The following is a 12,416-nucleotide window of genomic DNA, read 5'->3' on the forward strand; positions in this document are numbered from 1 at the left end:
CATGCGTCGAGCATTTACTGCGGTGGGCTTTGCCGTGGCTTTCCTCCTGTCCGCTGGGCAGGTGCAGGCCTCGAACGGCTGCCAGATCCCGACCAATCAGCAGGCCCTGTTTCAGGACATCGACCGGGGCTTGAACCAGATCCGGCGTCAGAACGGGCTGCGCGGCCTACGCTACAACGCGGAACTGAGCCAGGCGGCGACCAACCATGCCTGCGATATGGCCGTTCGGGGGTACTTCAGCCACACGGGTCGCAACGGGTCCACGGTGCAGCGGCGGGCCCGGAGTGCCGGCTATCGCGATTGCCTGATTGCCGAGAACATCGCCCACGGCACGCCCTATGCCGCGCCGAGTGCAGTGCTGAACGGCTGGATGAACTCGGAAGGGCATCGGTTCAACATGATGCTGGACCGGGTGCAGGATTATGGGATCGGCATCGCCGTCGATCACAACGGCCCCTATTGGGTGCTGGTGCTGGCCAAGGGCTGCTGAGGGGTAGGGTGGGTTGAAACCCACCCTACGACATCGGTGGGGTCTGGTGTAAGGTGGGTCTTGACCCACCGCCCGTCTAGATGTCCATCCAGATCGTCACCGGCCCGTCGTTGACAAGGCCGACCTGCATATCCGCGCCGAACCGCCCGGTTTCGACCGGAACGCCCTGTGCTCGCAGCGCATCTGCGAAGGCAAGGTAGAGCCGTTCGCCGGTGTCCGGCGCGGCGGCGGCGGAAAATCCGGGGCGGTTGCCGCTGCGGGTGTCGGCAGCAAGGGTGAACTGGCTGACCACAAGGGCCGACCCGCCAATGTCCACGACCGAGCGGTTCATCTTTCCCGCCTCGTCCTTGAAGATGCGCAGCTTGGCCACTTTGGCGGCCAGTTTCGCTGGGGCGTCCTCTGTGTCCCCGTCCATCGCGCAGACCAGAACCAGCAGACCCTGACCGCAGGCGCCGACCAGACCCCCGTCTACGTGAACGGTGGCCTGCGTGACCCGCTGGATCAGTGCCCTCACAGCTCTGACGCCCAGGGCGGGTTGGCCCCGGCGCGGCTGACGGTGACGGCTGCGGCCTTTGCGCCAAGTTCCACAGCGGCCCGCAGGGTTGCCTCGTCCGCGTCGTCCAGCCCGTCAAGGGTCAGCGCCTCGGCCTGATGCAGCCCGGCGAGGAAGCCCGCGTTGAACGTGTCGCCCGCGCCGACGGTGTCCACCACCTCGACCCGGCTGGCAGGCACGTCAAAGGTGCCATGGTCACAGATCACCGTCACCCCGTCCGCGCCGCGCGTGACCAGAACGACCGAGGCGGCACAGCTGTCGCGGAAAGCTTCCCCGTCCGTGCTGCCGGTGATCCATTCCAGATCTTCGTCGGACACTTTGATGATGTCGGCACAGGCGAACATGACGTTCAGCCGTTCGCGATAGGCGGACTCGTCCTTGATGAAACCGGGGCGGATGTTCGGGTCCACCATCACCGGCGCGGTTCCGGCGACCCGCCGCGCGAGCGCCTCGTAGGCCTGGCCGCAGGGTTCCACGACCAAAGAAATGCCCCCGAAGAAATAGGCCTCGGCAGCGGTTTCGGGCAGGTCATCGGGGGTGATCATCCGCCCGGCGGTGTTTTCATCGTAGAAGGCGTATTTGGCGTGGCCGTTGGTCAGGGTGACAAAGGCCAGCGTGGTCGGCCTGTCCGACCGGATCAGGTGGCCGGTGCCCACCTTGGAGGCTTCGAGCGAGGCCAGAAGCTGCTGTCCGAACAGGTCGGTCGAGACACCTGACAGAAACCCGGTCGGCGCCCCAAGCCGCCCCAGCGCGATGGCGGTGTTGAACACCGCGCCACCCGCATAGGGGGCAAAGGCGGGTTCACCGGCGGCGCTTTCACGCGGCAGCATGTCAATCAGGGCTTCGCCACAGGCAAGGATCATCGGGCCATTCCTTCTTCAGAGACGCGCGACTGATAGCGCAAACATTTCCGCGAGGCGAGCGGTTTCCGCCGGGTCAGCCCTGTTGCGTCGCCATGACATAGCCGACCGCCCCCGCCACGATCAGCCCGATCAGAACAGCAAAGGCGATCTTCCATGCCGACCAGGGTCGTTCGCCCTGCACCCGTCCGGTCTGGCCGTTCACGACGAACCGATAGGTTTCGCCCCGATATTTGTAGGCGGCCATCCAGACCGGCAGCAGGATATGCTTGAAGGTCACGGCGCTGACCGTCGTGTCGATGTTGTGGACCCGCTGATGGTCGCCACCGATGTCGAATTTCACGTCCCGCAGGATGATCCGGTCCATGATCGTCCGCGCCTCGGTAAACCCGTCGGCCAGTTCGACCTGATAGCCCTCAGCCCGGAACCCGGCAAGGTAGTCCGGCGCATAGGGTTCCACCCGCGACAGATCCCAGGGTTCCAGCGCGTCGGTGTAGCGTTTGGGCAGGCTGCGCGAGGCCAGCACCAACACATCGTCGAAGAACCGCGCAACCCGACCGGATTTCGGCCGCCAGCGGGTCTTGCGCACCCGCACGGTCTGTCGTTTGCCATCGCGCACGACGGTGCGAGTTTCGTAGTAATCGTCGCCCCGTTCGCCCCGGTAGCTGGACTTCGTATCGGCGTCGAAGGTCCAGTAGGGGACATAGATGCCGTTCATCCGGCGGCCCTTGCGAGCATAGTCGCGAAGGCCGTTCGGCGCGAACCACAGCCGACCCAGCCAATCGGTCATCGCCTTGCGGGCCTGGGTTTCGTCCAGAACGAAGGGGACCAGCCCCTTGGGCTTGATGTGCCGGTGCGTGCCCGTGTCAGTGACGACCGGGGTGGCGCAGAACGGGCATTCGGCGGCGTGGTCCTTTTCCCCCAGATCGGTCTGCGCCCCGCAGTTGGGGCAGGTCACGACGCGGGTTTCTTCGATCTCGGCCTCGGGCAGGTGGTTTTCGATGGCGGTCCGGAAATCCAACTCGCGGATGGCGCCGCCGGCCCAGGGCCCCCGGTCGATCGCCTGCTCGGCGCCGCAATGGTCACAGATCAGCCGGTCAGCGCCGGGGTCAAAGCGCATGTCCGCGCCGCATTGGTCGCAGGGAAAGCGGTGTTCGGTTTCGGGCGCGGTGGTGGCAGAGCCGTCAAAGTCGGACATGTCAGGGCGCTTTGGTCTGGAAGGGGTGGGGCAGGGCGGGCCTGCCCCCTTGCAAGGCTCAGATACCGGGGGGCGGGGGCGGCGGCATCACCGTGAACAACTGCGCCAGTTCGGCCACGTCGCCCGCGGGCATCCAGCCGTCCTGCCCCTGCGTCCAGACCATGCTGGCGCGGGTCAGGGCACCATCGGTGACCATCCGGCCCATGGAGGCCTTGGAATAGGGGCCTTTTACCTCGCCCCCTTCGGCGATGTGCCAGACGTGTTCGACGGGGGGCGGGGGCGGCGGGGCCATCGGCGCGGCCTGCGGCGCGGGGGCACGGCCCCACGGGCCCGATTGGGTCGCCATCTGCTGTGCCATGGCCATGCCCATCCCGGCGCCCATGCCCGCGCCCATCGCGCCCGAGGCATCGCCGCCTTTCATCAGGGCCTCGGCGGTGGCGTATTTCAGGTGATCGCCCAGATCGCCCGTCAACCCGCGCGAGGTGCGGGTATCCAGCGCCGCCTCGACCGCCGGGGGCAGGCTGATGTTTTCGATATAGAGCTCGGGGACGGACAGGCCGTATTGCTCCATCACCGGTTCAATGGCCGTGGCGATATGTTTGCCCAGATCGGCGGTATTGGCCGCCATATCCAGCACCGGGATGCCGGACCCGGCGATCACCCGGCTGAATTCCTGAACGATGATGTTGCGGATCTGGAAGCTGATCTCGTCCATGGTGAATTCACCATCGGTGCCGACGATTTCCGACATGAACCGGGCCGGGTCGGACACTTTGACCGTATAGGTGCCAAAAGCGCGGATGCGGGTCGGGCCGAATTCCGGATCACGCAGGATGATCGGGTTCTTGGTGCCCCACTTGAGGTTCGCAAACCGGGTGGTGTTGATGAAATAGACCTCTGACTTGAAGGGCGACTGGAACCCGTGGTCCCAGTGCTGCAACTTCGTCAGGATCGGCATGTTGTTGGTTTCCAGCATGTAGAGGCCGGGGGTGAAGACATCGGCCAGCTGCCCTTCATGAACGAATACGGCGGCCTGCCCTTCGCGCACGGTCAGCTTGGCCCCGTATTTGATCTCGTGGCCTTCGCGTTCGAACCGCCAGACCATCGTGTCGCGGGTGTCATCGACCCAATGGATCACGTCGATGAATTCGCCCTTCAGAAAATCGAGAATGCCCATGTGGTGGTTCCTTTCTTGGTCAGACGGGGCCTGTTTCCAGGTATTCACGCGCCAGTTGCCGCGCGATCGGCGCGGCTTCGGCGGCGCTCATGCCTGGGTATAGCCGGTCGTCATACAGCATTTTGAGGAGGAGTTCGTCGTGGCTGGTCAAGAGCCCGAATTCCTCGTCGTCGTTGAAAATGGAGGGGCGGGCGCGGGGGCTGTCGTTGGCCAGCCCCATGCCCTGCGCCAGTTCCTCGTGGATGCAGGACAGGCGCATCATGTCGGGATGTTCCGCCCGGATCAGGACGATTGCCTGCCGGTAAGTGGCGGTGCCTGGCACGAAGGTGCCGATGACAATGCAATACTGGTCGCGCGGCAGGGTCAGGAAGGCGTTGACCGAGGCCTGCGACAGGTTCGGCTCCAGCGCCAGCAGCTCTGGCCCAAAGGCGCGCCTTTCGGCCTCGCTTAGAAACAGGACGTGGAAATTCGGGTTGGCGGTGGTCTGGGTGATCGGCACGCCGGTCAGCCCCGACAGGCGCCGTGCAAAGCTGGCCACGGCGTTGCGGTCGGTCACCCGCTGTTCAAACCCGACGCTGTCGCCAAAGCGGATGTTCATCCGGATCGGGCTGTCCCAGCGGTGGATCGAATTGATCCGCTGTTGCGACCGAAGCACCCCGCCGTTGTCGGTATATTCCTCGAACAGGGCGATCCGGACGAAATTCTGCGCCAGTTGCACATCGGTAAAGGGCGTGTCGGGCCCGCCACCGTCTGTGCGCAACAACCCCTGCGCCAGAAGGTCGGCCTGCACCCGGCGATAATAAAGCGCTAGCGCCTCGCTTTGCGCATCCGGTACAGGATCGGGTGGCGGGGCGACCCGCGCTTCGGGCCGGGCCGAGGTATCGGGTGGGTTGGGGCCGCCAAAGGGCAGGTCGTCGCAGGCGGCAAGGGACAAGGTCCCTGCCACCAGCGCAAACCGGAAACCCCAGCGGCCCCGCATCCGGGCCTTATCCCGCGGCCGTGCCGATGGTGTCGCCGACCCCATCGTTGCGGGCCTTGGCGCTGGCCAGCGTGGCCTTCAACTCGGCTTCCATCTTCTGCAGCTCGACCTCGGCCTCGGCGCGCTTGCGTTTGCCTTCGTCGGCGATCTGCAGGCTTTCGTTGATGGTGGCGATCAGGTACTCGTTCGCCTCTTTCACCGCGTTGATGTCGAAGACGCCGCGTTCCATTTCCTCGCGGACGACCTTGTTGGCCTCGCGCAGGTTCTTGGCGTTTGCGGTCAGCAGTTCGTTGGTCAGATCGTTCGCCTCGCGCACGGCCTTTGCCGCCTCGGCGGACCGCTGGATGGTGACGGCCTGCGCCAGCTGGGTTTCCCACAGCGGCACGGTGTTCACGAGGGTCGAGTTGATCTTGGTGACCAGCGACTTGTCGTTTTCCTGAACCAGACGGATCGAGGGGAGCGACTGCATCGTGACCTGGCGGGTCAGTTTCAGGTCGTGCACCCGGCGCTCCAAATCGTCGCGGGCGGCGCGCAGGTCGCGCAGTTCCTGCGCCTTCATCACGCCCTGATCTTCGGGCGCGGCGGCAACCTCGGCCTCTTTCGCCGGGATGTCCTTTTCGTCCAGTTCCTTCAGCTTGGCCTCGCCCGCGGCGATGTAGATGGCCAGTTCGTCGTAGAAGGTCAGGGTCTTGTCATAAAGAACGTCGAGCGATTCAATGTCCTTCAGAAGCACATGTTCATGGCGCAGAAGGTCATCGGTGATCTTGTCGATCTGGCCCTGAACGCTTTCAAACCGGGCGACAAATTTGGCCATGGGCGCGGCGCGGCCCAACAGCTTTTCCCACCATGTCCGTTTGCGGCGCACGTCCAGTTCGGACACCGAAAAGCCCCGGATCGTGGTGACGATGTCGCGCAGGCTGTCGCCGGCGGGGCCGACGTCCTTGTTGCGGACACCCTGAAGCATCGACTGGCTGATTTCCTGCAGTTCGGCCTGCGCGCGGCTGCCGAAGCGGACGATGGAATTGGTGTCGCCCATGTCGATCTCGCCCATTGCGCGGCTGATCTCGGCGCTGGTCGGTTCGTCGGCGGCATCCAGCGTGATCAACTCCCCTTTCGGTTCGGGCAGGACCACGGCGGTGACCTTTTCAACCTCGGCAAGGGTCGCCTCGGCCTTCTGGCGGATGGTGTCGGACATATCTTCTGTTCCCTCTCGTTACTCGGGCCTGACGCCCTCGCGCTGCAAACGGTCGCGCAGCACCTTGATTTCTATTTCCATATCGCTGCGGTCATCCGTCAGCATTTTACGGGTCTTTGCGTCGAAACTTGTTTCCAGATCGGTCAGCAGCTGTTCGAAGTCGCCGCGTGCGGCCGGGTCTGCGCCCCTTCGGTAGAGATCGGCGAATTTGGCGGCGGCGTCGCGCGCGCCCATCAGGTAAACGCCCAGATATTTGCGGGCGCCGGTCAGGTCGCGAGGGTCTTCCTCGACGGTGCGGATCATCTCGCGGGCGGCGTTCTGGAACTGCACCACGCGCAGGTCCAGCTTGCGGTCCTTCAGGCTGGCCACATGGTCGGCCATGGCGGAAAGAAAGGCCTCTGCCTCGACCACGACCCGGGCAACGCGGTCTTGTTGGAAGGTGTCGATCCCTTCCATCCGCTTGTCCGACAAGGGGTCAATCCCGAAGGCGGCCACATGCAGGCCGGTGGCCGCGATGCCAAAGGCAATGGACCCGATCAGGCCTGCGTCGCCGGTCATGCCTGCCAGAAAGACCCCGATCCCGGTCAGGGCCGAGGCGAGCATCTTGCGGGGCAGGGCGGGGCGGCGGGCGATCTTGCGGGCGTCATAGGCGGCTTCGGCCCGCAAGCCTTCGTGCAGCAGCCATGCGGCAAGCGCAAGAATGCCCGCGCCGATCAGGCCCAGCATCAGCCCGGTCGGCCCTTCATTCAGCGATGTGAAGGCAAGGATGACCGGCGGCAGGAACAGAAGGTTGGCCTTGGTTCCGGCCGCATCGACCGTGACCTTGACCGATCCCTTGGGCGCAGTGCCCTTGCCCGCGCCATCGGGGCTGAATTCTCCGCCATAGCGTTTCGCCATCAAACCGCCCCCAGCCAGCCCGTGACCACGCCGAACATCAGCGCAAGCAACAGGAGATAGGCGATGGTGCTGAACGTCTTGCCCATGGGCACGTCCACTCCTCTGCCGGCCTTGGAAACCTCTGCCGCGCTTGTGGCCAGCACGCGCAACAAGATGATGACAGTGATCAGGGCGAGGCCCACAACCGCCACCAGAACAAAGAAAAGGATGATCCGTCCCATTGGTCGAATGCCCCCGCTTCAGAGGCAGGATAGGCAGCCGCGCCGCAGAAAGCGAGTGTGACCTGACGCCGACAAGAAAAAGTTGCACGACATCAGGCGGCCCGCGCGTGGCGTGTTTGCCAAGTGCCCCATCGCGAAAAACATGGGCGGGGGCGGTCCGATCCGCAAGGGGTCAATCGGTGCGGGATTTCCCCCTTGGTGGCTTGCGGGACCGGGTCGGGCGGGGGCGGGGTTTGTCGGCGGGTTTCAACTCTGCATCCAGCCCAAGCTGGTCACGCAGCACGCGGCGCTTGATCTCCTCCACCTCGCCTTCCTTCAGGTTGCCCAGTTGGAACGGGCCATAGGACACCCGGATCAGCCGGTTCACCACCGCGCCGACCGCCTCCATCGCGCGGCGAATTTCGCGGTTCTTGCCTTCGCGCAGGCTGATGGTCAGCCAGGAATTCGCGCCCTGTTGGCGGTCAAATGTCGCTTCCATCGGCTGGTAGCGCAGCCCCTCGACCTCGATCCCCTTGCGCAGCTGGTCCAGCTTTTCCTCGGATGGGGCCCCCTTGCAGCGGACCCGGTAACGGCGCAGCCAGCCGGTGGCGGGCAATTCAAGCCGCCGCTTCATCTCGCCGTCGTTGGTCAGCAACAGAAGCCCTTCGGAATTCAGGTCAAGCCGCCCGACGGACATGACCCGCGGCATATCGGCGGGCAGGTCGTCAAAGACCGTGGCCCGGCCCTTTTCGTCCCGCGCGCTGGTCACAAGGCCGGCGGGTTTGTGATACAGCCACAGACGCGGCGGTTCCGGTTCTGACACGGGTTTTCCGTCGACAAGAATACGGTCACGCGCGGTCACGTTCAGCGCGGGCGAGGTGATGGTCGTGCCGTTCACCTTGACCCGGCCGTCTTCGATCATGCGTTCCGCTTCGCGGCGCGAGGCGACGCCGGCGCGCGACAAAACCTTGGCGATCCGGTCGCCGCTTGGGGGTGTCTGTGTCATGCCTTTCCGGTTACGCGCAGGCCGCCATCTTGTCCAGCGGGCGGTGGGTTGAAACCCACCTTACGTTTAGGGGCGCTGCCCCTCTGGCCCTTTGGGCCATTCACCCCGAAGTATTTGGGGCAAAATGAGAGTCCATTCTTCTTTGGGTCAAAAATATCCTCTGGGGGCCATGAATGATCTGGTGGGGGGCGAAGCGCCCCCCGGGTAAGGTGGGTCTTGACCCACCATGCGCCCTTGCCCGCGCATCGTGGGCCTGCGTAGAAGGGGGCATGGCATTTCGCAGTCATATGCAGGCAGCACTGGAAGAGGCGCGCGCGGCGGCCGATCGGGGCGAGGTTCCCGTCGGGGCTGTTGTCGTATCGCCGGAGGGAGCAGTTGTCGCCCGCGCCGGAAACCGCACGCGCGAATTGAACGACCCGACCGCCCATGCGGAGGTTCTGGCGATCCGCGCGGCCTGCGCGGCGCGGGGGCGGGAACGGCTGCCGGGCCATGACCTTTACGTCACACTTGAACCCTGCCCGATGTGTGCCGCCGCGATCTCCTTTGCCCGTATCGGCAGGCTGTATTATGGCGCTGCCGATCCGAAATCCGGTGGCGTCGCACAGGGCGCCCGCGTCTATGCGCATCCGCAATGCCACCATGTGCCCGAGGTTTATGACGGGATTGGAGCGCGCGAAGCCGAGGCCCTTTTGAAACGGTTCTTCGAGGATCGCCGCGGCTAGTCCCACGCTGCCTTTGTGAAACAGCCTTGACAGGCGGGGTCCGTGAGATCATCATTTGAACAATGTTCATATTTATCGGGAGGCCACAATGGCCGTCAGAGAAGAGCTTGTCACCTTTACCCGTGACGCCCTTGTTGCGGGCAAATCGCGTGAGGATATCTCGGGTGCGATGGAGCAGGCCGGCTGGTCCGGACCGGAAGTGGCCGAGGCGCTGGCCGCCTTTGCAGATACGGATTTCACGCCCCCGGTTCCGCGTCCCCGCGCCGTGGTGTCAGCGCGGGATTTCTTTATCTACGTCCTGATTTTCGGGATGATGCTGACCTCGGCCATCGCACTCGTTGTCCTTTGCTTCAACCTGATCGAGCTGACGATTGGCGACACGAGCTACCCGCGCTATGTGCTCAACAGCATTCGGGACGGGATCGCGGTGTTGATCGTCAGCGTACCGCTCTTGATCTGGCTGCACCTGCGCGAGAACAAGCGCCTTGCGGCCTCGCCCGGGCGGCGGCGGTCGGCGATCCGCAAATGGGTCGCCTCCATTTCCCTTCTGATCGCGGCCGGTGCATTTCTGGGCGATGTGATCTTTGCCTTGCAGCAGCTGTTGCGTGGGGACATGACCCTTGAATTCCTGCTGCGGGTTCTGGTGGTTGCCATCGTGTCTGGCGGGGTGTTCCAGTTCTACCGCCACGATCTGTCGGATGAGGATGCGGCATGACCCGTTTCGCGCTTCTTGGCCTTGGGGCGCTTCTGGTCGCCGCATTGGGCTACGCCTTCTGGCTGGTTGGCGGGCCGGGGCAGGCGCGGGTCGACGCCCGCGACCAGCAGCGCCTGCAAAACCTCGAAACGGTCATCGGCCATCTGCGCTGCACCACCCCGTCGGTCGTTCTGCCAGAAAATCTGAGCGACATTGCGGATACCCGGTATTGTGACCGGTCGATGTGGGGCTTTGACCGGGCGGTCACTGACGAAGAATTGCCGATGGTCTATACCCGCCTGTCGGATACCGAATTCCGCCTGTGTCAGGAGTTCGAGGATATGGACCGCCTGTCCAGCCTGCTGCGTCTGCCTGAAGGGCTGGATCCGGCGACCGGATGCTATACCGGCCGCCTGCGTCCCTGACCGTCAGAGGCTGATCGGCTCCAGAACGCTGGGTTCGATCAGCCGCACATTGGCGGGCAGGCCGTTCTTCAGGTCCTCCGCGTCCTGCGCAAGGATCGGGAAGGTCTTGTAGTGGCAGGGGATCACCACGTCGAAGTCGAAGAACCGGCGCGCCGCGTAGGCTGCCCCCTCCATGTCCATCGTGTAGTGCCCACCGGCGCAGAGGATGCCGATATCGGGTTTATAGCGGTCGGCGATCACCTCCATATCCGCCATCACGTCCGTATCGCCCGAGACATAGATGGAATGGTCTTCGCCCCGGATAATGAACCCGGCCTCACCCCCCGCGTATTGCACGCCACCCCGGAAATCCACGCTGGAGGAATGCAGCGCATGAACCATGCTGACCCAGGCCTTGCCGAGGAAAATGGTGCCGCCCTTGCCAAAACCTATGGCTTGAACCCCGTCTTCGTCCCCCAGAAGTTCCGCCAGTTCGTGGATGCAGGCAATCGGGACCCCGTGGTCCCGTGCGATCCCGATCGCATTGGCCGCGTGGTCGCCGTGGCCGTGGGTCAGAAGGATCGCGGTGACGCCTGCCACGGCCTCTGCCTCGCGCCCTTCGGGGAAGGCGGGGTTGCCGGTCATCCACGGGTCGATCAGGAGCACCTGATCCTCGATCTCGATCCGGAAACCGGAATGTCCTAGCCAGGTGATTTTCATGGGGCCCTCCCTGTGATCTGATAGGGGCAGGATAGGGCAGGACAGGCAGGACGCAAATGGATTGGATGGCGCAGTCGATCGACTATTGCGAACGGGTGGGGTTCGGGTTCTGGGACGAACCGGTCAATGCGGTGACCAACATGTCCTTCGTTCTTGCGGGTCTTTTCATGTGGGGCCGCTGCCGGGGCCTGCCGATGGGGCGGGCCCTGTCGGTGCTGATCGTGGTGATCGGGGTGGGCAGTTTCCTGTGGCACACCTTCGCCACCCGCTGGGCCGAGATGGCCGATACCCTGCCCATCGGCATTTTCATCCTGACCTACCTGTTCGCGGTGAACCGGGACATGCTGCGCTGGCCCCTGTGGGCGGCGGCGCTGGGGACAGTGGCCTTTATCCCCTATGCGATAGTCGTGGTGCCCCTGGCCAATGCGCTGCCGTTCTTCCGGGTGTCGAACTTCTACTGGACCGTGCCGCTGCTTCTGGTGATCTATGCCCTGACCTTTCTGCGGGGCCGGGCCGAGGCGCGGGGGTTCTGGATTGGCGCGGGTCTTTTGGCGGTGTCGATCTCGATCCGGTCGGTGGACCGGACATGGTGCGACATGCTGCCCATCGGCACCCATTTCCTGTGGCACACGATCAACGGGGTGATGCTGGGCTGGATGGTGGAGGTCTATCGCCGGTCCCGGATCACCTGACCTGCCGCAGCGCATCGTGCAATTCGCCATAAAGGGCACGGCGTTCCTCGGGGGTCAGGAAGCTGCCGATCTCCACTTCCCGGTCGCCGCCCTTGAGGGTCAGGTAGTCCGGCACCGGGCCGTCGTGGGGATGAATGCGGACCTGCACCCAATAAGGGTTTGCCTCCCAGCTTTGCCGGGGGCCGCGCGGGTTTTGCCGGACCAGTTCGATCCGGTCTCGGGTCAGGGTCAGCGCCTCGACCAGCTCGCCATCCCGGTAGCTGCGGCCAAGGCCCCACCAGACCCCGGCAACCGCCAGAATCAGGAAGGGCAGTAGCCCCCACAGGACCAGCGACCCGACCACGGCCAGAAGCGGCAGCAGGAGAAAGCCGGCGGTCAGGCCGATGAAGATGACGAAGCCGCGCTTGGGCAGGGACCGGTAGGGCCAGAGATGCAGCTCGGCGCCCGCATCGCTGTCCACGCGGGCAGAGGTCCATTCGTAGGGCATGATCGTCCGGGGGCTGGTTCGCGTACCGCGTAACGGTAGCGGTGGGCGCGATCATGTAAAGGGGCCAGCCGGTCGCAGGGGGCGGCGGAGGGTGGGTCAAGACCCACCTTACGAAATATGCACTGGCCGTGGGGATGTCGAA

Annotated in this window: 16 protein-coding genes; 5 read left to right on the forward strand and 11 right to left on the reverse strand. The window is 64.5% G+C overall.

What is annotated here, in order from left to right; genetic code table 11:
* The first annotated feature begins 1 nt into the window (after window position 1).
* Window positions 2–490: a CAP domain-containing protein gene (locus U3648_RS12420; protein WP_420859548.1), complete on the forward strand. Its 489-nt coding sequence runs from the start codon at window positions 2–4 to the stop codon at window positions 488–490.
* Window positions 491–566: 76 nt separating this feature from the next.
* Here the strand turns inward: U3648_RS12420 and dtd are convergent, their stop codons facing one another.
* The 9 genes from dtd to U3648_RS12465 all read right to left on the reverse strand — a co-directional run bounded on the left by dtd (window position 567) and on the right by U3648_RS12465 (window position 8,555).
* Entirely contained in the window at window positions 567–1,004 is a 438-nt protein-coding gene (gene dtd / locus U3648_RS12425; RefSeq protein WP_420859549.1) for a D-aminoacyl-tRNA deacylase, read from the reverse strand.
* Window positions 1,001–1,906 (reverse strand): carbohydrate kinase family protein, encoded by a 906-nt coding sequence (locus U3648_RS12430; RefSeq protein WP_420859550.1) that lies wholly within the window; start codon window positions 1,904–1,906, stop codon window positions 1,001–1,003. Before U3648_RS12430 ends, dtd begins: the two co-directional genes overlap by 4 nt.
* A 73-nt stretch (window positions 1,907–1,979) precedes the next feature.
* Window positions 1,980–3,101 (reverse strand): TFIIB-type zinc ribbon-containing protein, encoded by a 1,122-nt coding sequence (locus tag U3648_RS12435; RefSeq protein WP_420859551.1) that lies wholly within the window; start codon window positions 3,099–3,101, stop codon window positions 1,980–1,982.
* A gap of 58 nt (window positions 3,102–3,159) precedes the next feature.
* On the reverse strand, window positions 3,160–4,278 hold the full coding sequence (locus U3648_RS12440; protein ID WP_420859552.1) for an SPFH domain-containing protein: 1,119 nt from the start codon (window positions 4,276–4,278) through the stop codon (window positions 3,160–3,162).
* Window positions 4,279–4,297: 19 nt separating this feature from the next.
* Window positions 4,298–5,257 carry a DUF2927 domain-containing protein gene (locus U3648_RS12445; protein WP_420859553.1) on the reverse strand — a complete coding sequence of 320 codons (960 nt, stop codon included), beginning with the start codon at window positions 5,255–5,257 and terminating at the stop codon, window positions 4,298–4,300.
* Between the two features lie 7 nt (window positions 5,258–5,264).
* A complete protein-coding gene (locus U3648_RS12450) occupies window positions 5,265–6,452 on the reverse strand; it encodes a toxic anion resistance protein (protein ID WP_420859554.1) in 1,188 nt (395 codons plus the stop codon).
* Window positions 6,453–6,470: 18 nt separating this feature from the next.
* On the reverse strand, window positions 6,471–7,349 hold the full coding sequence (locus tag U3648_RS12455) for a 5-bromo-4-chloroindolyl phosphate hydrolysis family protein (protein WP_420859555.1): 879 nt from the start codon (window positions 7,347–7,349) through the stop codon (window positions 6,471–6,473).
* Window positions 7,349–7,570 carry a hypothetical protein gene (locus U3648_RS12460; protein ID WP_420859556.1) on the reverse strand — a complete coding sequence of 74 codons (222 nt, stop codon included), beginning with the start codon at window positions 7,568–7,570 and terminating at the stop codon, window positions 7,349–7,351. Before U3648_RS12460 ends, U3648_RS12455 begins: the two co-directional genes overlap by 1 nt.
* A gap of 172 nt (window positions 7,571–7,742) precedes the next feature.
* On the reverse strand, window positions 7,743–8,555 hold the full coding sequence (locus U3648_RS12465) for a pseudouridine synthase (RefSeq protein ID WP_420859557.1): 813 nt from the start codon (window positions 8,553–8,555) through the stop codon (window positions 7,743–7,745).
* A 269-nt stretch (window positions 8,556–8,824) separates the two neighbouring features.
* On the opposite strand from U3648_RS12465, the gene U3648_RS12470 reads away from it, so the two are divergent.
* The 3 genes from U3648_RS12470 (at window position 8,825) to U3648_RS12480 (ending at window position 10,396) form a co-directional block, all read left to right on the forward strand.
* The gene (locus U3648_RS12470; protein WP_420859558.1) at window positions 8,825–9,277 is read left to right on the forward strand and encodes a nucleoside deaminase; all 453 of its coding nucleotides are present in this window, start codon (window positions 8,825–8,827) and stop codon (window positions 9,275–9,277) included.
* An 88-nt stretch (window positions 9,278–9,365) separates the two neighbouring features.
* A complete protein-coding gene (locus tag U3648_RS12475) occupies window positions 9,366–9,992 on the forward strand; it encodes a DUF5671 domain-containing protein (RefSeq protein ID WP_420859559.1) in 627 nt (208 codons plus the stop codon).
* On the forward strand, window positions 9,989–10,396 hold the full coding sequence (locus U3648_RS12480) for a hypothetical protein (protein ID WP_420859560.1): 408 nt from the start codon (window positions 9,989–9,991) through the stop codon (window positions 10,394–10,396). The genes U3648_RS12475 and U3648_RS12480 overlap by 4 nt, the downstream gene beginning before the upstream one ends.
* Before the next feature lie 3 nt (window positions 10,397–10,399).
* Here the strand turns inward: U3648_RS12480 and U3648_RS12485 are convergent, their stop codons facing one another.
* Window positions 10,400–11,095 carry a metal-dependent hydrolase gene (locus tag U3648_RS12485; protein ID WP_420859561.1) on the reverse strand — a complete coding sequence of 232 codons (696 nt, stop codon included), beginning with the start codon at window positions 11,093–11,095 and terminating at the stop codon, window positions 10,400–10,402.
* A gap of 65 nt (window positions 11,096–11,160) precedes the next feature.
* On the opposite strand from U3648_RS12485, the gene U3648_RS12490 reads away from it, so the two are divergent.
* Window positions 11,161–11,787, forward strand: a complete 627-nt coding sequence (locus tag U3648_RS12490) for a ceramidase domain-containing protein (protein ID WP_420859562.1) — start codon at window positions 11,161–11,163, stop codon at window positions 11,785–11,787.
* On the opposite strand, the gene U3648_RS12495 is transcribed toward U3648_RS12490, so the two are convergent.
* A complete protein-coding gene (locus U3648_RS12495) occupies window positions 11,780–12,274 on the reverse strand; it encodes a DUF2244 domain-containing protein (RefSeq protein ID WP_420859563.1) in 495 nt (164 codons plus the stop codon). The genes U3648_RS12490 and U3648_RS12495 overlap by 8 nt on opposite strands.
* Between the last annotated feature and the right edge of the window lie 142 nt (window positions 12,275–12,416).

It is taken from the genome of Marivivens marinus, assembly GCF_035969385.1.
Lineage (GTDB): Bacteria > Pseudomonadota > Alphaproteobacteria > Rhodobacterales > Rhodobacteraceae > SELP01.